The organism is Streptomyces sp. NPDC051576 (assembly GCF_040681835.1).
Lineage (GTDB): Bacteria > Actinomycetota > Actinomycetes > Streptomycetales > Streptomycetaceae > Streptomyces.
Window position 1 is genome coordinate 829,638 of the sequence record NZ_JBFAZO010000002.1, and the last position, 20,554, is coordinate 850,191.

The 20,554-nt window shown below is 70.1% G+C and carries 17 protein-coding genes; 2 read left to right on the plus strand and 15 right to left on the minus strand.

The genetic code is table 11. The annotated features are described in order from the left end of the window. Positions 1–30: 30 nt before the first annotated feature. The 3 genes from AB0M63_RS09325 to AB0M63_RS09335 form a co-directional block, all read right to left on the minus strand. Positions 31–1,080, minus strand: coding sequence for an ABC transporter substrate-binding protein (locus tag AB0M63_RS09325; protein ID WP_366018946.1), 1,050 nt, complete (start codon positions 1,078–1,080; stop codon positions 31–33). Between the two features lie 77 nt (positions 1,081–1,157). Then, entirely contained in the window at positions 1,158–2,036 is an 879-nt protein-coding gene (locus AB0M63_RS09330) for an ABC transporter permease (RefSeq protein ID WP_355902213.1), read from the minus strand. Then, a complete protein-coding gene (locus AB0M63_RS09335; RefSeq protein WP_355902215.1) occupies positions 2,026–2,841 on the minus strand; it encodes an ABC transporter ATP-binding protein in 816 nt (271 codons plus the stop codon). Before AB0M63_RS09335 ends, AB0M63_RS09330 begins: the two co-directional genes overlap by 11 nt. 159 nt (positions 2,842–3,000) lie before the next feature. Between AB0M63_RS09335 and AB0M63_RS09340 the strand changes: the two genes are divergently transcribed. Next, positions 3,001–3,693: a response regulator gene (locus tag AB0M63_RS09340; RefSeq protein WP_355902217.1), complete on the plus strand. Its 693-nt coding sequence runs from the start codon at positions 3,001–3,003 to the stop codon at positions 3,691–3,693. A 65-nt stretch (positions 3,694–3,758) separates the two neighbouring features. Here AB0M63_RS09340 and AB0M63_RS09345 read toward each other — a convergent pair whose 3' ends face one another. From AB0M63_RS09345 to AB0M63_RS09370, 6 genes are all read right to left on the minus strand, one after another. Continuing rightward, a complete protein-coding gene (locus tag AB0M63_RS09345) occupies positions 3,759–5,348 on the minus strand; it encodes a cation acetate symporter (RefSeq protein ID WP_355902219.1) in 1,590 nt (529 codons plus the stop codon). Beyond that, a complete protein-coding gene (locus AB0M63_RS09350; protein ID WP_366018947.1) occupies positions 5,345–5,905 on the minus strand; it encodes a DUF485 domain-containing protein in 561 nt (186 codons plus the stop codon). The genes AB0M63_RS09345 and AB0M63_RS09350 overlap by 4 nt, the downstream gene beginning before the upstream one ends. Positions 5,906–5,974: 69 nt before the next feature. Then, positions 5,975–6,661, minus strand: coding sequence for a response regulator transcription factor (locus AB0M63_RS09355; RefSeq protein ID WP_355902223.1), 687 nt, complete (start codon positions 6,659–6,661; stop codon positions 5,975–5,977). Beyond that, positions 6,658–7,809: a histidine kinase gene (locus AB0M63_RS09360; protein ID WP_366018948.1), complete on the minus strand. Its 1,152-nt coding sequence runs from the start codon at positions 7,807–7,809 to the stop codon at positions 6,658–6,660. Before AB0M63_RS09360 ends, AB0M63_RS09355 begins: the two co-directional genes overlap by 4 nt. After that, positions 7,806–8,330 carry a DUF1453 domain-containing protein gene (locus tag AB0M63_RS09365; RefSeq protein ID WP_366018949.1) on the minus strand — a complete coding sequence of 175 codons (525 nt, stop codon included), beginning with the start codon at positions 8,328–8,330 and terminating at the stop codon, positions 7,806–7,808. Before AB0M63_RS09365 ends, AB0M63_RS09360 begins: the two co-directional genes overlap by 4 nt. Before the next feature lie 227 nt (positions 8,331–8,557). After that, a complete protein-coding gene (locus tag AB0M63_RS09370; RefSeq protein ID WP_355902229.1) occupies positions 8,558–10,678 on the minus strand; it encodes a DNA topoisomerase IV subunit B in 2,121 nt (706 codons plus the stop codon). Positions 10,679–11,121: 443 nt separating this feature from the next. Between AB0M63_RS09370 and AB0M63_RS09375 the strand changes: the two genes are divergently transcribed. After that, the gene (locus AB0M63_RS09375) at positions 11,122–11,355 is read left to right on the plus strand and encodes a hypothetical protein (RefSeq protein ID WP_355902231.1); all 234 of its coding nucleotides are present in this window, start codon (positions 11,122–11,124) and stop codon (positions 11,353–11,355) included. Between the two features lie 116 nt (positions 11,356–11,471). Here AB0M63_RS09375 and AB0M63_RS09380 read toward each other — a convergent pair whose 3' ends face one another. The 6 genes from AB0M63_RS09380 to AB0M63_RS09405 all read right to left on the minus strand — a co-directional run bounded on the left by AB0M63_RS09380 (position 11,472) and on the right by AB0M63_RS09405 (position 20,403). Then, positions 11,472–12,329: a serine protease gene (locus tag AB0M63_RS09380; RefSeq protein ID WP_355902233.1), complete on the minus strand. Its 858-nt coding sequence runs from the start codon at positions 12,327–12,329 to the stop codon at positions 11,472–11,474. A 133-nt stretch (positions 12,330–12,462) separates the two neighbouring features. Then, positions 12,463–14,004, minus strand: coding sequence for an RNA polymerase sigma factor (locus tag AB0M63_RS09385; protein ID WP_355902235.1), 1,542 nt, complete (start codon positions 14,002–14,004; stop codon positions 12,463–12,465). A gap of 373 nt (positions 14,005–14,377) precedes the next feature. Beyond that, on the minus strand, positions 14,378–15,265 hold the full coding sequence (locus AB0M63_RS09390; RefSeq protein ID WP_355902237.1) for an FCD domain-containing protein: 888 nt from the start codon (positions 15,263–15,265) through the stop codon (positions 14,378–14,380). A gap of 162 nt (positions 15,266–15,427) precedes the next feature. Continuing rightward, entirely contained in the window at positions 15,428–17,440 is a 2,013-nt protein-coding gene (locus tag AB0M63_RS09395) for an ATP-binding cassette domain-containing protein (RefSeq protein ID WP_366018950.1), read from the minus strand. Between the two features lie 91 nt (positions 17,441–17,531). Further along, positions 17,532–18,290 carry an NUDIX hydrolase gene (locus tag AB0M63_RS09400; protein WP_355902241.1) on the minus strand — a complete coding sequence of 253 codons (759 nt, stop codon included), beginning with the start codon at positions 18,288–18,290 and terminating at the stop codon, positions 17,532–17,534. 130 nt (positions 18,291–18,420) lie between these two features. Beyond that, complete coding sequence (locus tag AB0M63_RS09405; protein WP_366018951.1) at positions 18,421–20,403, minus strand: glycogen debranching N-terminal domain-containing protein; 1,983 nt, start codon at positions 20,401–20,403, stop codon at positions 18,421–18,423. Positions 20,404–20,554 lie beyond the last annotated feature (151 nt).

Here is a 20,554-nt window from a genome sequence, read left to right on the forward strand (position 1 = left end):
CCACCTATACGGATGCCGACGGCGGGGCTGTCAGCCTGTCGCGTTCTTCACGAACTCGGTCGTGTATGTCTTGTCGAGGTCCACATCGGCGTTCTTGATGGTGGGGTTGAACGCCTTGAGCACCTTCTCGACGGTCTCCGGGCCGTTCGTCGGCATCACGCCGTCCTTGGTGAACATCGGCAGCGTGCTCTTGATCGCGGCGGCGTAGAGCGCCTTGTCGCCCTGGGAGTAGTCGGCGGGCATCTTGCCGGCGATCTCGGTGGCGCTGTGGGTGGACATCCACTTGAGCGTCTTGACGAATGCATTGACCATCTTCTGCACAGTGGACTTGTGGCTGTTCACCCAGTCCGTCTGCATGTACAGACTTGACGAGGGATACGGTCCACCGAGCGCCGCCTGCGATCCCTCGGGCGTCCGCATGTCGACGAGGATCTTGCCGGCCTTCTTGTCGAGGATCGTGGCGACGGTCGGGTCGGTCGTCATACCGGCGTCTATGGAGCCCTGTTGGAGCGCGGCGACGAAGGTCGGTCCCGCGCCCACGGCGACCGGGGTGAAGTCGCTGACATTGACGCCGTTCTTGACGGCGAGGTACTTGGTGAGGAAGTCGGTGGAGGAGCCGAGGCCGGTCACGCCGAGCTTCTTGCCCTTGAAGTCCTTGGCCGACGTGACCTTCCCGGCCGCCTTGGTGGACACGACCTCCACCTCGCCGGGCGCCTGCGAGAACTGCACGACGGATTCGACCGACTTGCCCTTCACCTGGAGGTCGAGCGTGTGGTCGTAGAAGCCGACCGCCCCCTGGACCTGCCCGGAGACGAGCGCGGTCTCGGCCTGGACGCCGGCCGGTTCGCTCAGCAGTTCCACGTCGAGGCCCTCGGAGTCGAAGTAGCCGAGCCGCTGGGTGAGCATCGCGGGCAGGTAGATGACCTTGTCCAGGCCACCCACCATGATCTTGACCTTCTCGCCCTTGCCGTCGGAGCCGGTGGAGGCGGTGGAGGCCGCGTCGTTGGCGCAGGCGGTGAGGGAGGAGAGGGCGAGCAGGCCCGAGGCGGCCAGGGCGGTGTATCTGGCGGTCTTGCGCATGGCGGTTCACGTCCTTGTGAGGGTGCGGTGCGGGGAGGAAGGGGGGCCTCGTCAACAGGGTTGGCCCGAGGGGCCGTTCAGCTGTCGGAGCCCGACGGCTTCCAGCGGAAGATGCGGTTCTCGGCGAAGGTGAGGAGGCCTTCGGCGAGGAGGGCGACGACCGCGAGGATCACCATCGCGGCGTACACACCGGCCGCGTTGAAGGTGCCCTGCGATTGCGCGACGAGCAGGCCGATGCCCTTGGTCGCGCCGATGTACTCGCCGACGATCGCGCCGATGAGGGCGAAGCCGAAGCTGACGTGGAGGCTGGTGAAGATCCAGGAGGTCGCGGACGGGATGACCACCTGAAGGGTCACCCTGCGGTCGCTGGCGCCGAGGATGCGGGCGTTGGCCACCAGGTTGCGGTCGACCTCGCGGGCGCCCTGGAAGGCGTTGAAGAACACCGGGAAGAAGACGAGCACGACGGCCGACGCGATCTTGGAGGCCGGTCCGAGTCCGAACCAGATCACGAAGATCGGGGCGAGGACGATCCTCGGTATGGAGTTGAGCACCTTGATGTATGGACCAAGGATGTCGGCGAGCAAGGTGATCCGCCCGAGCGCGATACCGAGCACGACACCGGCGACCACACCGATGATCCAGCCGACCAGCGCCTCCTGGAGCGTGTACCAGATCTGCTCGCCCAGGGAACCGAGCGCGGTCCCGTGCATGACCCAGGTGTAGATCTGGTCCCAGATCTTCGAGGGCATCGAGAAGTTGAACGGATCGATGACCTTGGCCCGCGCGAGCCATTCCCACAGGCCGAGAACGGCGACCAGGAGCAGCACTCTCGCCGCCCCGACGCCGATCCTGCGTTGACGGGCGGCACGCGCGCGTGAATGGGCGCGGTCCGTCTTGTTGCCGGGCTCGGTCATGGTCAGCGCCACCTGGGCCTCGGGCATGACGTCAGGCGACATTGGCCGCACCCCTCTCGCGCGTGATGCGGACCTCTTCGCCGAGGGACTCCCAGATCTCGCGGTAGATCTCGATGAACCGCGGCTCCAGGCGCACGGATTCGACTTTGCGGGGCCGCGGCAGGTCGATGTCGAAGACCTGCTTCACGGTGGCGGGCCCGGCGGTCATCACGACGACCTTGTCGGCCAGCGCGATGGACTCCTCCAGGTCGTGGGTGACGAAGACGACCGAGGCGCCGGTGCCCTCCCACAACTCCAGGAGCTCGTCCGACATCAGAGCCCTGGTCTGCACGTCGAGCGCCGAGAACGGCTCGTCCATCAGCAGGATCTCGGGGTCGTTGACGAAGGTCGCGGCGAGCGCGACGCGCTTGCGCATACCGCCGGAGAGCTGGTGCGGATAGCGGTCCTCGAAGGCGGACAGCCCGACCCGGGCCAGCCACTCGCGCGCCTTCGCCTTTGCCTCGGCCTTCGGTACGCCACGGAAGCGGGGGCCCGCCATGACGTTGGACAGGACCGTGCGCCAGGGGAAGGTGGCGTCCTGCTGGAAGACGAAGCCGACCTTGTCGCCGACGCCGGAGACCGGCTCACCGGCCACCAGCACATCGCCCTCGGAGGGCTCTTCCAGCCCGCTGACGAGGGTCAGCGTGGTCGACTTGCCGCAGCCCGTGGGGCCGACGACCGCCACGAACTCGCCACGCCCGACAGTGAGATCAAGCTCCCTGACAGCCGTGTGCAGACCCCCCGACGGGGTCCTGAAGGTTTTGCTCGCGCCCCGTAGCTCGATGGCGGGGCTGGTGTCTGCGCTCATGGCCGGGACCGTAGATGTGGCCCGGACCACAACAGCAGTCTTCTGGGCGCAAGCCATTCTTTTGCTCGCAAGAGCCTGTTGTGCTCGTTTTGCTCGCGCTACAACTGCGGAGCCGAAACATGGGCTTAACGCTCACTTGGCCTTGAGGAAAGAGGCCCAATGATTGACGTCATGGTCGTGGACGACGATTTCCGCGTCGCCGAGATCAACGCCAAGTACGTGGGAAAGGTTCCCGGATTCCGGGTCACCGCCCGCGCGCACAGCGCTGCCCAGGCGCTGGCCACCGTGGAACGCGGAGCCATCGACCTGGTGCTGCTCGACCACTATCTGCCCGACCAGACGGGTCTCGAACTCGTCCACCGCATGCGGGAACAGGGCCACACGACCGACGTCATCATGATCACGGCGGCCAGCGATGTGACGACCGTGCAGCGGGCGATGCGCCTGGGCGCCCTGCACTACCTGGTCAAGCCGTTCACCTTCGCCGCGCTGCGCACCCGCCTGGACTCGTACGCCGCCCTGCGCCGCACGGTCGACCGCGTAGGCGGCCGTGGCGTCGCCGGCCAGGAGCAGGTCGACCGCATCTTCGGCGCCCTGCGTACGACACCCGTGCCGGCCTCCCCCGGTCTGCCCAGCGGTCACTCGGAACCGACCACCGATCTGATCTGCGGCGTCCTCCACAGCGCCGGACACCCGCTCTCGGCCCACGAGGTCGCCGCCGAGACCGGCCTGAGCCGCTCCACGGCCCAGCGCTACCTCCGCCACCTGGAACAGGCCGGCCGCCTCCGCCTCTCCCTCAAGTACGGCGACACGGGCCGCCCGGAACACCGCTACGCCTGGGTGGCGCCGTAGCCGGACGCTCGCCGGAGCCGTACGACGACCGGACCGCGCTCCTACGAGGACGGCGGGCGCCCCCGCTACACGGCCCCCGCCCCCGTCAGCGCCCGTACCTCGGTCTCCGCGTGCTTGGCCTCGTCCGGGACCTCCGGCGAGGTGACCGTGCCGAGCCAGCCGGCCAGGAAGCCCAGCGGGATCGAGACGAGGCCGGGGTTCTGGAGCGGGAAGAACTGGAAGTCGACGCCCGGGAACAGCGAATCCGGACTGCCCGACACGACCGGCGACAACACCACGAGCGCCAGCGCGGGGATCAGTCCGCCGTATACGGCCCAGACGGCGCCGCGGGTGGTGAAGCCGCGCCAGAACAGCGAGTAGAGCAGCACCGGGAGGTTCGCGGAGGCGGCGACGGCGAAGGCGAGGCCCACCAGGAAGGCGACGTTGAGGTCCCTGGCGAGCAGGCCCAGCGCGATCGCGACCACGCCGATCCCGACAGCGGCCGTCCGCGCCACCGCGACCTCGCTGTACGGCTTGGCACGCCGGCGGCGCAGCGACGCGTACAGGTCATGGGCCACGGACGCCGAGGAGGCCAGTGTGATGCCGGCGACCACCGCAAGGATCGTGGCGAAGGCCACGGCGGCGACGATCGCGAACAGGACCGTTCCTCCTGTGGAGTCGGCGCCGCCCAGGTCGAGCGCCAGCAGCGGGACCGCTGTGTTCCCCGCCGCGTTCGACTTCTGTACTGCTTGCGGTCCGACGATCGCGGCCGCGGCGAAGCCGAGCACGATCGTCATCAGATAGAAGCCGCCGACGAGCCCGATCGACCAGATCACCGAACGGCGCGCGGCCCGCGCGGTCGGCACGGTGTAGAAGCGGGACAGGATGTGCGGCAGCCCGGCCGTCCCCAAGACGAGGGCCAGGCCCAGGCTCATGAAGTCGAACCGTGCGGTCCAGTCCCCGCCGTACTTGAGCCCCGGCGCCAGAAACGCCAGGCCATGACCACTGCGGTCGGCGGCGGTGAGCAGCAACCGGTCGACGTTCCCATGGAAGCGCAGCAGGACCAGCACCGTCAGCGCGACGGTGGTGCTGAGCAGCAGGACCGCCTTGACGATCTGGATCCAGGTGGTGGCCCGCATCCCTCCCAACGACACATAGATCACCATGAGCGCGCCGACGCCGATGACGGTCCACGCCCGCGCGGCCGGGCTCGTCCCGCCCAGCAGCAGCGACACCAGACTGCCCGCGCCCACCATCTGTGCCACCAGATACAGAACGGACACGGTGACCGAGGAAGTTCCCGCCGCGATCCGCACCGGCCGCTCGCTCATCCGCGCGGCGATCACGTCGGCGAGCGTGAACCGCCCGCAGTTGCGCACCAGTTCGGCGACCAGGAAGAGCACCACCAACCAGGCGACGAAGAAGCCGACCACATACAGCATGCCGTCGTAGCCGTACAGCGCGATGAGCCCGGTGACGCCGAGGAAGGAGGCGGCCGACATGTAGTCGCCCGAGATGGCAAAACCATTCTCCATCGGGGAGAAGAGCCGCCCGCCCGCATAGAACTCCTCCGCCGAACCGTGCCGGTTGCGACTCACCCAGGTCGTGATCCCCAGGGTGACGGCGACGAACCCGCTGAACAGCAGCAACGCCAGCGTCTGATGATTGCCGGTCACGAAACACCGCCTCGGACGCCACGCGTCAGTTCCTGGGTGTCCCACCGCAGTTCGAGCGCGGCCCGGTCCCGGCGCAGCCGCGCGTGCCGGGCGTAGGCCCAGGTGAACAGGAAGGTGGTGAGGAACTGCCCGAGCCCCGCGAGCATCGCCACGTTCACGGCACCCGCCACGGGCCTGGCCATCAGCCCGGGCGCGGTCGTCGCGGCGACGACGTAGGCCACGTACCAGGTGAAGAACACGGCCACCGCCGGCACCACGAACCTCAGATAGCGGCTGCGTACCTCCTGAAAGGCGGCGCTGCGCTGCACCTCCAGATACACGTCCGCGGCGCGCAGCGCCCCTCCCCCGTCCTCCCTGCGGGCGGACGGCACCTCGGCGGCGGGCACGCCCGTGCCGTCCAACTCGCCCCAGCCGGAGGCGAGTGCGTCGTACCACGGATCGTGGTACCTCACCTTTCCGGATGCCTCGGCGGGGGTCGGACCATGACCTTCGTGGTTCTCGGCCGGGCTCTCGTGACCACTCCCGCCACCGCGGGGACGACCGTTGCTTGACTGCATGCCCAAGGATGGACAGAACGGGAAGATCCCCGACTCTTCTTCTCCTCTGTCTTCACCCCATCAGGTGACTCAACCCGCTGGTGGCCGCACCAGGCCCTTGCCATAGGCGTAACGCACCGCCTGCGCACGGTCCTTGAGCCCAGTCTTGGCGAACAGGTTGTTGATGTGGGTCTTCACCGTCGCAGTGGAGACATGCAGCTTGCGGGCGATCTCCTGGTTGCTCAGACCCTCGGCGATCAGCAGCAGCACCTCGGTCTCCCGGGAGGTGAGCCCGTCCGGCGGCTCGGCGGGCCCCGGCTGCGACGGCAGTTCAGGCTCCGACAGGCGCTCCAGCAGCCGCCGTTGGATGCTCGGCGACAGCCCCGCGTCCCCCGACAGCACGCTCTGCACGGCCCGGACGATCTCGTCGCCGCCCGCGTCCTTGGTGAGATAGCCGCGTGCGCCCGCGCTCAACGCCGGGAACAGCGAGGCGTCGTCCGCGAACGTCGTCAGCACCACGACCTGCGTGCCGGGATGCTCCGCACGGATCCGCCGGGTCGCCTCGACACCGTCGCAGCGCGGCATGCGCAGGTCCATCAGGACCACGTCCGGGGCGAGTTCGGCGACGAGCCGCACCGCCTCGTCCCCGTCACCCGCGGCGCCGACGACCTCGATCCCGGGCAGCAGCCCGAGCAGCATCACGATGCCTTCCCGTACGACGGTCTGGTCGTCCGCGACCACGACCCGCGCGGGCCTCTTCACGGCCTCCTCCGTCATGCGGGCACCTTCAGCGTCACCACGAACCCCTCCTCGTCCGGCTCGGCACGCAGCGAACCGCCCAGCAACTCGGCGCGTTCCCGCATGCCCAGCAGACCGTACCCACCTCCTGACCCGGTCAGTTCGCCGGGCGAGCCGCCCGAGTCCCTTACGTCCAGGGTCACTTCGTGCTCGCCGTAGTCCAACTGAAGGAGCACTTTGGCGCCCGGGGCGTGCTTGCGGACGTTCGTCAGGGCCTCCTGGGCGACCCTGCGGACGGCCTGCGACGCCTCTGCCGAGAGCTGCTTCCGATCACCCGTAACGGTGACCCGGGCACCACCGGTCGTGGCGACGATCTCGGTCAGGAAGTCCTCCAGCGGGGTCATCTCGCCCCGCAGCGCGGACAGCGCCTGCCGGGTCTCGGCGAGGCCGTCGCGGGCCATCCCCCGTGCCGCCACGACCCGTTCGAGAATCGTCTCCCGGTCGGCGCCCCGCTCGATCAGCAGCCGGGCCGCCTCCAGGTGCACAAGCTGGGCCGAGAGGCTGTGGGCCAGCACGTCGTGGATCTCCCGGGCGATCCGGGATCGCTCCGCGAGTGCGGCGGACTCGGCCTCGGCCGCGCGCGCCATGCGCTCCTGGGTGAGCAGCCGCTGGGCGTTGCCCCTGGCCTCGGAGTCGAGGCGGAGCGTGTATCCGGCGAGGGCCAGCCCCGCTGTCGTGACCGCGGTGGTCAGCCATACGTCGTTGTTGACCGCGGCGAACGTCGCGAGGGACACCGATGTCACGGGCAGAGCGACCGCGATGGGAAGCCGCTCCAGCGAACTGACCGCGCAGCCGCACCAGACGACCAGGGCCGGGACCGTGAAGCCGACGGCCTGTCCCGCGATCGCCATCCCGAGGAGCGCGGCGATGAGCGCCACCGACGGCCAGAGCCTGTGGGCAAGTGTCGTGCGCCAGAACGCCCAGGCGAGGGCCGCGGTCACGAGGACGCCCGCCACGCCCCCGGCCAGGGCCCAGCCGCGGACGTGGTCACCGGTGAAGGCGCCCCACAGCAGCATGCCCAGCACCAGCAGCCGGACGGCCCAGGCGAGCAGCCGCCGCGGCCGGGAGATTCCCTCCCGGCCCAGCGCCTCCCGCGAGGGCCAGCGCGTCCAGGCGTTCTCGGTCACACGCGCTCCTTCCGGGCGGGCCTCGCCATGCCGAAACCGTACGCCGGAGCCGGTACGGCCACTCCGCTGTGCGACTGGGCCCGCCAGACCAGGACGCCGGAGCGGACCAGCAGCGTGGCCGCGAGACCGAGCATCAGGGCCGAGCTGTCCTGGTGCACACCCACGGCCGCTCCGAGGGCGAAGAGGCCGGCGCGCAGGGCTATGCCGACGATCCAGACTCCCGCACTCGCCTTGGTGCTCTTGCTCCACACGGAACCGTCCGCCTCGGTCCACAGGCGCGTGGTCCAGGCCCAGCCGGCTCCGGTGGCGAGCCCGATGACCACCTCGACGCCGAGCAGGAGGGCCGACGCGGTGCGGTGGTGGGCGTCGAGTATGCCGGGCTCGCGCAGCGCGACGACCGCGAGGATCACGGGGAGGAGCCACCAGCGCCGGTCGGTGCCGATCCGGCGCGCACCGAACTGCCGCACGATCACCACCGCGACGACCGCCACGATCACCAGCGTGTTGACGAGCCCGGACATCAGAGCCTCCGTGAGCGGAAGAGGATGCCGGCGGCGAGCGCTGCCGACGTCTTCGAAACTACGGAGATCCGCCGGCCGGCAGATCGGCGCCAGGGTGGATCGTGGGTGGATCCCCACACCGCCCCGGTCTCCACCCGCGGGTGGAGCCGACCGACGGCGCGGGCCTCGGTCCGGGCCCAGGACGGGTCCGGGCCGAGGCCCGCGCGACGGTTGGGGCGCCCCGAGGGTCAGGCGTCGATCCGCGACCGGTCCAGCGTGGCGGCCGAGCTGGAGATGAACTCCTTGCGCGGTGCCACGTCGTTGCCCATCAGCAGATCGAAGACCTGCTCGGCCGCGTCCAGGTCGGAGAGGTTGATCCGGCGCAGGGTGCGGTGGCGGGGGTCCATCGTCGTCTCGGCCAACTGGTCGGCGTCCATCTCGCCGAGACCCTTGTAGCGCTGGATGGAGTCCTTGTACCGGACGCCCTTGCTCTGGAACTCCAGGAGCTTCTCGCGCAGTTCACGGTCCGAGTACGTGTAGACGTACTTGTCCTGGCCCTTCTTGGGCTGGACCAGCTCGACGCGGTGCAGCGGCGGTACCGCGGCGAACACCCGGCCGGCCTCGACCATGGGCCGCATGTAGCGCTGGAACAGGGTCAGGAGCAGACAGCGGATGTGGGATCCGTCCACGTCGGCGTCGGTCATCATGATGATCTTGCCGTAGCGGGCCGCGTCGATGTCGAAGGTGCGCCCCGACCCCGCTCCTATGACCTGGATGATCGCCCCGCACTCGACGTTCTTCAGCATGTCGGTGACGGACGACTTCTGGACGTTGAGGATCTTGCCGCGAATCGGCAGCAGCGCCTGGAACTCGGAGTTCCGGGCGAGCTTGGCGGTGCCGAGCGCGGAGTCTCCCTCGACGATGAACAGCTCGCTGCGCTCCACGTCGTCGCTGCGGCAGTCGGCGAGCTTGGCGGGCAGCGAGGAGGACTCCAGGGCCGTCTTGCGGCGCTGCGCGTCCTTGTGCTGCCGGGCCGCGATACGCGTGCGGGCGGCGGAGACCGCCTTCTCCATGACCACGCGGGCCTGTGCCGCGGCATCGCGCTTCGTGGAGGTCAGGAACGCCTTGAGCTCCCTGGCGATCACGGTGTTCACGATCCTTCGGGCCGCCGACGTACCGAGGACCTCCTTGGTCTGGCCCTCGAACTGGGGCTCGGCGAGGCGGACCGTGACGACCGCGGTGAGCCCCTCCAGCGCGTCGTCCTTGACGATGTTGTCCTCGGCGACACGCAGCATCTTCTTGGCGCGCAGCACCTCGTTCAGCGTCTGGGTGACCGCCTGCTCGAAGCCGGTCACATGGGTGCCGCCCTTGGGCGTGGCGATGATGTTGACGAACGACCTGAGGGTCGTGTCGTAACCCGTCCCCCACCGCATGGCGACGTCGACACCGAGTTCGCGGGTGACCTCGGTGGGGGTCATCTGGCCGTGGTCGTCCAGGACCGGGACCGTCTCCTTGAAGGTGCCCTGCCCGGAGAGGCGGAGTACGTCGCAGACCGGCTTGTCGCTCGCCAGGTACTCGCAGAACTCACTGATGCCGCCGTCGAAGCGGAAGGACTCCTCACCCTTGCTGCCGCCCTCGCCGAGGCCGTACTCGTCGCGGACGACGATGGTCAGCCCGGGCACCAGGAACGCGGTCTGGCGGGCCCGCTGGTGCAGGTTCTCCAGGGAGAGCTTGGCGTCCTTGAGGAAGATCTGGCGGTCGGCCCAGTACCGCACGCGCGTGCCGGTGCGGGTCTTGGGAATCCGCTTGGCCTTGCGCAGGCCACCGGGCTCGAACGAGGCGTCCGGACCCGCGGCGCCGAAGGAGCCCGGTACACCGCGCCGGAAGCTGATGGCATGGGTGTTGCCGCTGCGGTCCACCTCGACGTCCAGCCGCGCGGACAGGGCGTTCACCACGGAGGCGCCCACGCCGTGCAGGCCACCGGAGGCGGCGTAGGAGCCACCGCCGAACTTGCCGCCGGCGTGCAGCTTGGTCATGACGACCTCGACACCGGAGAGGCCGGTCTTGGGCTCGACGTCGACCGGGATGCCCCGGCCGTTGTCCCGGACCTCCACCGAGGCGTCGTCGTGCAGGATCACCTCGATGTGGTCGCAGTAGCCCCCGAGGGCCTCGTCCACGGAGTTGTCGATGATCTCCCACAGACAGTGCATCAGGCCACGGCTGTCGGTCGACCCGATGTACATACCCGGGCGCTTGCGTACGGCCTCTAGCCCCTCAAGGACGAGCAGGTGCCGCGCGGTGTAGTTGGAACCGTCCCGGTCTGCTCCTGCCAGCAGCGCTGTCGACGGCACGGACGTTTCGGCGGTCACGCGGTTCGCTCCTCGCTGAATTTCAGATGAGGCCCTTTTGGGTAAGGGCCCGGCTTCGGTTGCCGCTCAGAGGGTACCGAGGCCTGGTAGAGCCGTTGTAACGCCACCCTCGTCTCCTCCTCACACTAGTCCAGGGTCGTATACCTGTTCGATCCCTCGATGGAGTGAAGTACATATCACGTTCCCTTCGGGGCATGAACCATTTAGGCTCCGGGCACGTCCTCAACAACAACCGGCAAGCCAGCCGGGAGGACCGACCCCCCGACAGACAGCGCGAACCCGTACAGACACATAGACACGCAATACGGCACATTCGCCGCCAACCGGCAGCAGACAGCCGCCCCGGAAGAATTTTTCGAGGAAAAGCCCCGAGCGGGAACGTTTTCGGGCTGGTTGGATGTTGACCCTGGTACGACAGCTCGTCGAGCTAGAGAAGAGGCGACGTGACTACTGTTCTGACCCCCGCGAGCCCGCTGACGGCCGCCGATCGCTGCGACCGCTGCGGCGCCCAGGCATACCTGCGCGTCGTCCTGCTCAGCGGCGGAGAACTGCTCTTCTGCGCCCACCACGGCCGCAAGTTCGAGCCGGAACTCAAGAAGATCGCCGCTGAGATACAGGACGAGTCGGAGCGGCTGACCTCCGCTCCCGCTGCGAGCACTCCTGAAGAAGAGCGCTGACACTTCGCGTCCACGACGAGCCAGCACCGGCACAGGCCGGCGACGGGCGGCCCCGCTCCTGAACCACAGGAGCGGGGCCGCCCGTCCTCGTACCCGCCGATGCCTCCCGGACTCCGTCAGGCGCCCCTGTGCGGCCCCGGCGATCCGCGATGGCGGCTCAGTGTCCGCATGACGTCGGACACCCTGGTGTAGACGCCGGGACTCCCGGCCCGCCCGCACCCACTGCCCCACGACACGAGCCCGATCAGCCGTCCTTGGGCGACCAGCGGTCCCCCGCTGTCCCCCTGACAGGCGTCAGGGCCCCCCTCGGCCTCTCCGGCGCACAGCATGGCCCCGGGGAGGTAGGTGCCGTCGCCACCGGCCGGATACGCCTCCTCGCAGCGCGCGTCGGGCAGCACGTGCACGCGTGCCGCGTGCAGAGAGCCCGCGTAGTCACCGCTGCCGCTGAGGTCGCCCCAGCCGTAGACCGTGGCGGCCGTGCCCGGTTCGTAGGCCGCGTCGCCCGCGGCCGCCATTCTGATGACCGAGGCCTGTGGCAGCGGATCGGCGAGGGTGAGCACGGCGAAGTCCCCGGCGTTGCTGACGGGGTCGTACTCCGGATTCACCCACACCTCGCGAACGGCGACCTCCTTGCCCCGGCCCGAGAGCAGGTCCGTGCGGCCCGTGACGGCCCTGAGATCTGCCGCCCGGTGCGGTGGTGCCCCCAGGACGTCGTCGCCCATGCAGTGGGCCGCGGTGAGCACGGTGGTCCGACTCACGGCCGCCCCGCCGCAGAACTGTCCGGCCCGGGTACCTCCGAACCGGTCACGGCTGGACAGCGCCACCGTCCATGGACTCTGGGAGACATCGACCGGGAATCCGCCGACGACGACGCTGTCGGCGGCCGCGGGGGACGCGGAGACCAGCGGTATGGCGGACGCGGCAGCCGCCAGGACCAGCGGCCGGGTCAGCGCCCGGGCAAGGGGACGACGCATGCACGTTCCTCACTCTGGGATGGTGATGAGAGACCCAGAGTGATCCAGCGCACCACGCCCCGCACCCGCAAGTCAGCACGAAGGCCCGGCCCCCGAGGGGGAAACCGGGCCTTCCGTGTCGTACGACTACGACCTAGTCGAGGTAGTCGCGCAGCACCTGCGAACGCGACGGGTGGCGCAGCTTCGACATGGTCTTGGACTCGATCTGGCGGATGCGCTCACGGGTGACCCCGTACACCTTGCCGATCTCGTCGAGGGTCTTCGGCTGACCGTCGGTGAGACCGAAGCGCATCGAGACCACACCGGCCTCGCGCTCGGACAGGGTGTCCAGGACGGAGTGCAACTGCTCCTGGAGGAGCGTGAAGCTGACCGCGTCGGCCGGGACGACGGCCTCGGAGTCCTCGATGAGGTCACCGAACTCGCTGTCGCCGTCCTCACCCAGGGGGGTGTGCAGGGAGATGGGCTCGCGGCCGTACTTCTGGACCTCGATGACCTTCTCCGGGGTCATGTCGAGTTCCTTGGCCAACTCCTCCGGGGTGGGCTCGCGGCCCAGGTCCTGGAGCATCTGGCGCTGCACGCGCGCGAGCTTGTTGATGACCTCGACCATGTGCACCGGGATACGGATGGTGCGGGCCTGGTCGGCCATCGCGCGGGTGATCGCCTGACGGATCCACCAGGTGGCGTACGTGGAGAACTTGTAGCCCTTGGTGTAGTCGAACTTCTCGACCGCGCGGATCAGACCGAGGTTGCCCTCCTGGATGAGGTCCAGGAAGAGCATGCCGCGGCCGGTGTAGCGCTTGGCCAGAGAGACCACCAGACGGAGGTTGGCCTCCAGGAGGTGGTTCTTGGCGCGGCGGCCGTCCTCGGCGATGATCTCCAGCTCACGCTTGAGCTTGGGGGCGAGCTTGTCGGCGTTGGCCAGCTTGTCCTCGGCGAACAGACCGGCCTCGATGCGCTTGGCGAGCTCGACCTCCTGCTCGGCGTTGAGGAGGGGGACCTTGCCGATCTGCTTGAGGTAGTCCTTGACCGGGTCGGCGGTGGCACCGGCGGCGGCGACCTGCTGGGCCGGCGCGTCGTCCTCGTCCTCGTCGGAGAGTACGAAGCCGGCGCTCTCGGCACCCTCGGGCTCGTCCCCGGTCTTGGCGGGGGTCTCCTCGGTCGCCTCTTCGTCGACGAGCTCGGCGTCGTCCTTCTTGGCGCTGGTCTTCTTGGCCGCCGGTGTCGTCTTCTTGGCGGCGGCCTTCTTGGCGACCGTCTTCTTGGCGGGCGCCGTCGTCTTCTTGGCAGCGGCCTTCTGGGCGTCGTCCTCGGCGGGAGCGTCGACGACGGGCGCGGCCGGAGTGGCGGTGGCGGTGGCCTTCTTGGCGGTCACCGTCTTCGCGGCGACCGTCTTGGTGGCGGTGCGCTTGGCCGGACTCTTCGCTGCGACGCTCTTTCGGGTGCGCTTTGGCTCCGCGGCACTGACCATCAGCGTCACACCCTCTTCCTCGAGGATCTGGTTGAGGCTGCGCAGTACGTTCTTCCACTGAGTGGCCGGAATCTGGTCAGCTTCGAAGGCCCGACGCACGTCATCGCCGGCGATCTGCCCCTCAGCCTTTCCCCGCTCGATGAGCGCCATGACAGAGACGGACTCGGCGATCTCCGGCGGGAGCGTACGGGATGTGCTGGCCGACACGAACAACCTCTCGGAACGATGGAAAACGGCTTCCGGCCCCGTCCGGTACGGACAGGAACCGACGACCGCCGACTTGGGGATGGGCCGACGGCGCGGGTTGGGGCCGGGAAGAAACACAGCGCCTTGAACGGCGTCCGTATTCCCTTCCGCGGCTGTCACCTCTTAGGTCATCGCGCAGTTCCCGCGAGCGTTACGCCCAATCTGCGTGGCCCGAGTCACACCCCGTAAGCGTTCAAAAACGGTCAGACACGGGCAGAGGAGGTCACCCACTGCCGTGACGGGCACCTCTCAGGGAGATCCGGCACCCCGTCGGACCGCCGGGACCCCGCCGGATTCCGTGAAGGATCCTGCGGGGTCCGGCGGGAAACGGGCGTCAGTGTTCGCGCGGGGCGGGCACCACGCGCTCCACCTCGGGGTGCACGATGAGGAGCTGCCGCATGGCCGCCTCGGCCGCCGCACCGTCCCCGGCCGCCAGGGCGTCGACGATCCGGGCGTGGTGCCCCAGGGACGCGTCGTTCGGGCGGTCACAGCCCGTGACCGGGCCGCCGGAGACCTGGAGGGCCGACGACACGATCCCGGAAAGGTGCTCCAGCATGCGGTTGCCCGCGACCTGGATGAGCAGCGAGTGGAACTCGGCGTCCGCGCGGGAGAACGTCAGCGCGTCACCCTGCCCCATGGCGTGGCTCATGATCTCGACCATGTCGCAGAGGCGCTGCTGGACATCCTCGCGCCCGTGCCCGGCGGCGAGGCGCGCGGCGAGGGGCTCGATCGTCCAGCGCAGCTCGCTCAGCTCGCGGCGCTGATTGTCGCGCTGCGGGCCGAAGGCGCGCCATTCGATGATGTCCGGATCGAGGAGGTTCCAGTCGCTGACGGGACGCACGCGCGTGCCGACGTTCGGGCGGGCACTGACCAGGCCCTTGGCCTCCAGGACGCGGAGCGACTCGCGGACGACGGTGCGGGAGACCTCGAAACGCTGGCCGATCTCCTCGGGCACCAGCGGGCGGTCGGCGCCCAGGTCCCCGGAGACGATCATCTGACCGAGCTGCTGGACGAGTTGGCCGTGCAACCCGCGTCCGCGGCTGCCCGCGGCACGTCGGCCCACGCGGCCCAGCTCGGGGTCGGAACCGTCCCAGGAGGGGGCTCCGAGGCGCTCGGTGACGGGCGCCTCGGCATAGGGGTAGCGGTCGAGTTCGCCCGGGCCGGCGAGACCGGAGTCTGCGGAGCGGGCGGCGGTCATCATGGTGTGCGCAAGGGTACTCACGGATCCTTTGTCGGCGCTGTCTCCAACTCCCTTGAGGTCTTTGGTGAAAAGCACACGAAAGGGTGATCGCTCACCCCGTCGCAATTGACGCCTTATCGGAAAGAATTGGGCTTTCTGCGGGGAGTTGTGCGCAGAGCGGGACCCCAAGGGTGCGGACGATCGTCATCGGACCCTGCTACGAAGGGTCGTGAGCAGGTAGGCGCACAGCAGGGCGGCAAGGGACAACGTCAGTGCTCCGCCCACGGGTTGGGCGATCACGCGCGCGGCCGCGGACAGATATCGCTCTCCCCCGAAGGGCCACTGCAGCAGGAACACCTTCCGCAACCGCAGCGGAAAGCCTTCCGCGGTCCGTACGACTGGCCCCTCCAGGGCCTTGTGCACGAGGGGTACGACGAGAACCGGTACGGCGACGACCGCGGCGAGTCCGGCGGTGGTGGAACGGAAGATGCCCGCGGCCAGAACGCCGGCCCAGGCACAGCCGATGACCAGTCCGATCCAACTCGCGCTCATCGAAAGCCAGTCGGCGGGAACCTGTGAGAGCTCCCGTCCGTAGACGAGGTAGAGCACTTCGGCGTCGCAGCCCACCGTGAGGAAGGCCAGCAGCAGCGCGGTGGCGGCGGAGACGAGGAGTTTCGCGACGAGGAGCCCCATCCTGCGGGGCACGGTGCCCCGATCCGCCGCCAGGGCAGGGTGACGGAACTCGTCACCGAACGCGAACGCCCCGAGCAGTCCCGCGCCGAGCGCCGCGGGCGGCAGGGGCAGTTCGCGCGGCCACGCGGCCAGCAGACGCGGCTGCGGGGTGTGGCCGATCCGGGCCAGCAGCAGCGTGGTGAGGGCGGACACGACGAGTACGGCGGCCCCGGTCAGGAAGCCGGTACCGACTCCGGTGGCACGACGCAGCTCGTAGCGGAGCGGGCGCAGCGGACTGGGAGCCGAGCGGACGGAGATGGGGGGCGGGAGGGGCGACAGGGCGGCAGGGGTGAGGGCTTGGGACGGGCGCGGGACACGTGCGGGGATACAGGTGCCGGCGGCCTCCTCGGGATCGATGAGGGGAACGAGTCGGGAGCCGGCGGGATTCGGCGTGCGAGGACCAGCGGTGGCCGCGTGGGGTTCGGCCGCGGGTTCCGGTTCTTCCCCGGCGGACGGTTCCGCGGTCGTCAGCGCGGTGGTGAGCGGCTGTGGACTGCGGGCGGGCGGCAGGTCCGTGAGGGGCGACGACGTCTCGGCTGTCGGCGGCGGGTACGACACTCGCCGCTCGGCGACGGCTTCCGGATCACGGTTGGGGGGCGCCCCGGCCCCGGGCCCCATGTCGCCGATCTCATCCGCGAGTTGGTGTACGAGGATGTCGTGCCGGAACGCCGTATCGCCGACGTCGGCGCACGTACTGCCGTACACGGAAAGGCGGTTGCCGTCCTCCCGTACGACTTCGACGGAGCGGTGCGCGGTGCGGGCCTCCTTGGCGAGCAGGGCGGCGAGGCGTGCGGCGTGCGGGCTGCGGACTGCTACGCGGGGGCGCAGCCGGGTGCGGGCGAAGTCTCCGGCCTCCTGGTCGGCGACGAGTCTGCCCTGCTCCAGGGTGACGACCCGGTCGGCGTGGCGGGCGGCCTCCTTGGGTTCGGCCGTGGTGAAGAGAACCGTGCCGCCCTGGGCGGCGTGCGCGCGCAGCATGCCGTACAGCCAACGGCTTTCGCGGGCGGAGAGCGCGTCCGCGGGTTCGTCCAGCACGAGTGTGTGCGGGTCGGACAGCAGGGCACAGGCGAGGCCGAGGCGACGGTCCATGCCGCGCGCGAGGCTGCCGAGTCGTTCGTCGCGCAGACTGACGAGGCCGACCACTTCGAGGACTTCGTCGGCGCGCCGGGCCGGAACTCCCGCCGCGGCGCACAGCATGCGGAGATGACCGCGGACGGATCGGGCGGGATGTCCCGGCACATCGCCCAGGAGGACGCCGACCTCGCGCGAGGGGTGGGCGATGCGGTGCAGGGGGCGCCCCCTGAAGTAGGTGATGCCACGCCCCTGTTGGAGTTCGAGCATGAGCCTGAGCGCGGCCGTCTTGCCCGCGCCCGGTGCTCCGAGGAGCGCGGTGACACGGCCCGCGCGAGCCTCGAAGGAGACGTCGTCGACGGCGGGCGGATGCTCCTTGCGGGCGTTGCTGGTCAGTCCGAAGGCCTGGATCACCCACAGCAAGATAGCGCGCTATGTCCGTTTTTCCGGGCACCGAACGGCCCACTCCGCAAGGGTTGATCGCCTCCGTCGGGGTGCTACGGCGTCACACCTCGGGGCGCAGCATCGGCGGGTTGAGCAGGGTGGCTCCGCCGGCCCTGAACAACTGTGCCGGGCGGCCGCCCTGACGGGTCGTCGTACCGCCCGTCGGGACCAGGAAGCCGGGCGTGCCGGTCACCTTGCGATGGAAGTTGCGCGGGTCGAGCGCCACACCCCACACCGCCTCGTAGACACGGCGCAGCTCACCGACGGTGAATTCGGTGGGGCAGAAGGCCGTGGCCAGGGACGAGTACTCGATCTTCGAACGGGCGCGCTCCACCCCGTCGGACAGGATCTGCGCGTGGTCGAAGGCGAGGGGCGCCACCGGATCGCCGTCGCGCCCGAACGCGCCCTGGTGCAGCAGCTCCTCGACGGGCGCCCAGCGCGCGTTGCTGGCGTCGCCGCCGGCGCGGGGTGCGGGCAGGTCGGGAGCGAGCGCGAGATGAGCGACGCTGACCACACGCATCCGCGGGTCTCGCTTGGGGTCGCCGTAGGTCGCGAGCTGCTCCAGATGCGCTCCGTTGTCCTGGACCGGGACGGCCGGGTCATGGGCGCGCAGTCCCGTCTCCTCGGCCAGCTCGCGCGCGGCGGCCTGCGCCAGATCCTCGTCGGCCCGCACGAAGCCGCCGGGCAGCGCCCAGCGTCCCTGAAACGGCGGCTCGCCCCTGCGTACCGCAAGCCCGCACAGAGCATGGCGGCGCACGGTCAGCACGACCAGATCCACGGTGACGGCGAAGGGCGGATACGCTGACGGGTCGTAGGACATGCGGCGATCATAGTCGTCTGCCTGACGATAAACACTCCCTTCGTCGGTACCGCCATGACTGATCCACTTCGGTGCGACAGGCGGCCCGTCCTCCGCTTCAGGCCGTCGGCCCACCGGGCCTCGTACGAGGTCACGCTCCCAATTGCAGACCGTCGGCAGCCTCCTCGACCATGGCGACACCGAGGCGGCCGACCCGTACGGAGAAGGGGGCGCCCGCGACCCGCAGCCCTGTCAGGCCGATCTCGCCCAGAGGTGCGCTGCGCACCGGGCGGAGGGTGACCGTCCGGGCAGGGACGTCGGGACGGACGCCCGCGAGGGTGGTCAGCAACAGCACTCCGGCGGCCGCTGCCGTGGCCGCCGGACGGCAGGCCGCCGGGTGGGGAAGGGGAACGCTCCCGTCCGTGCGCTGCTCCCCCGCGTACATCTCGGGGAGCCGGTGTCCGAACGCCTCCGACGCGGCGAGCACGCCCCGCAGCAGCGAGGTCGCCTCCTTCTCGCACCCGGCAACGGCCAGGCCCGCGACGGCGATCGCCGTCTCCGACACTCGCACGGCTCCGCTCCGGTGACCGAACGGGCTGTATCCCGGCTCCTTCGCGCCCAGGCCGCGCAGCCCCCAGCCCGAGTCCATGGCCGGGCCGCCGAGGAGCCGGGCGAGTTGTTCGGTCCGTACCTTGTCGAGCAGGCCGGGAGCGTACTCGCCGCCGCCCGACAGTCCGGTGTCGAGGAGGTGGGCCGCGGCCGCGCCGAGGTGCGGTACGAGGTGCCCGTCGGGAGCCCGGGCCGCTGCGGGACGGCCGCCGCCCAGGTCCCCGAACCAGAAGTCCGTGCGGAACGCGGTGCGCAACTCCTGGGCCCACTCCCGCAGTTCGGCACCGCCGGGTCTGCCGAACGTGTCGAGCAGATCGGCACCGAGCAGTGCGGCCCTGTGGGCGTGAGCCTGCGTTTCGCACCGGACGGGCCCGCCGGGGTGCGGGTCACGAAGGTAGGTGCCGTCGCCCACGGTGGTCCGCAGCCAGGTCAGACAGCGTTCGGCGGCCGGCAGCAACTCCCGCGTCTGCTGCTCCGGCAGCCCCCAGCGGCGGGCCTCCGCGAGCAGCACCGGGAAGAGCAGGGTCGCCTCCGTCCCCGTGCAGCCCGGCGGCAGATGCGGCCCGGCGTCGCGGCGCGGTCCGGGAATCATGCCCGACTGTGCTCCGGCGCCCTGGAGTTGAGTACGGGCGAGGATCCGCAGTGTGCCGGCGGCAAGCCCCGTGCCGAGGGGCAGTGTCATGCGAGCCGCCGCGAGCGACTCCGCCGGGGCCAGACCGCAGCGCCACGGTGCCCCTGCCGCGAGATGGGTGTCGGAGGGGTGCGCGGGGTCGCGCAGCAGCAGTGCCTGGAGGTCCTCGATGCTGGTCCGCAGCAGCACCTGGATCCGGGGGTCGTCACCGGCCGCTCGCGCGGAGGCCAGGGGGCTGGTCGCACCGTGACCCACGGCGCGGACCGGTCCCGCGCCGTCCGGCCGTACCCGAAGTTCCACGCTCGCCGTGCCGCCAGGTGGCAGTTCGAACTCCCAGCGCAGCAGTCCCGCGGAGGCCAGCGCGTCGGCGGGCGGCGGATCGGCCGTGACCGCGGAGGTCCCGGTGGCACCGGACCAGCGCAGCCCGGAGTCGTGCACGCTGGCGGGCAGTTCGGGGCCCGTGCTGCCCGCGGCGATCGCGCCCAGGTCCGCCAGGTCCGTGCCGAGCGCCACCTCGACCGGCAGGCGCAGCGGGCGCCAGGACACGCTGCGCAGGGTGATGCGTTCCGTACCGTCGGCGTGCCGGGTCCGCTCGACGACGAGGTCCGGGTCCGGGCCGCAGTCGGGAGCCACCCGCACGGTGCCCACGAAACGGGCGCGGTCGGCCGCCGTCATTCTGGCCTGCACCGGCAGCGGTTCCCGTCCGGCCACTCGCACCTGGCAGCGGGAGAGCACACGCCGGCCCGCGCGGTAGAAGCCCTCCAATCCACGGCCGTTCAACTGCCCTTGCTCGGTGGAGACCGCGAGGCCCGGGAGGGCTACGCAGATCAAGGTGGTGTGGGTGGGGGGCAGTTCGAGGGAGCGGCGGGGCGTCGGGCGAGGTGCTCGCGGCAAGAGGGTCTGAGGAGGGGAGAGGGAAGAGGGCCGAGGCGGGGGCGGCGGTGGGCGGCGGATCTGGCTGGGGGTCCGGCCTTCTGTCGGCCGACGAGGTGACTGGTGGGGCTCAGGGGCACCGGAGTCAAGGCGCTCGTCGTCGGCGGAGGGC

Bases quoted from the DNA above. Each gene is read 5' to 3' on its own strand.
- AB0M63_RS09325 (WP_366018946.1), bottom strand. From the start codon at position 1,080: ATGCGCAAGACCGCCAGATACACCGCCCTGGCCGCCTCGGGCCTGCTC.
- AB0M63_RS09330 (WP_355902213.1), bottom strand. From the start codon at position 2,036: ATGTCGCCTGACGTCATGCCCGAGGCCCAGGTGGCGCTGACCATGACC.
- AB0M63_RS09335 (WP_355902215.1), bottom strand. From the start codon at position 2,841: ATGAGCGCAGACACCAGCCCCGCCATCGAGCTACGGGGCGCGAGCAAA.
- AB0M63_RS09340 (WP_355902217.1), top strand. From the start codon at position 3,001: ATGATTGACGTCATGGTCGTGGACGACGATTTCCGCGTCGCCGAGATC.
- AB0M63_RS09350 (WP_366018947.1), bottom strand. From the start codon at position 5,905: ATGCAGTCAAGCAACGGTCGTCCCCGCGGTGGCGGGAGTGGTCACGAG.
- AB0M63_RS09355 (WP_355902223.1), bottom strand. From the start codon at position 6,661: ATGACGGAGGAGGCCGTGAAGAGGCCCGCGCGGGTCGTGGTCGCGGAC.
- AB0M63_RS09365 (WP_366018949.1), bottom strand. From the start codon at position 8,330: ATGTCCGGGCTCGTCAACACGCTGGTGATCGTGGCGGTCGTCGCGGTG.
- AB0M63_RS09380 (WP_355902233.1), bottom strand. From the start codon at position 12,329: ATGCGTCGTCCCCTTGCCCGGGCGCTGACCCGGCCGCTGGTCCTGGCG.
- AB0M63_RS09400 (WP_355902241.1), bottom strand. From the start codon at position 18,290: ATGTCCTACGACCCGTCAGCGTATCCGCCCTTCGCCGTCACCGTGGAT.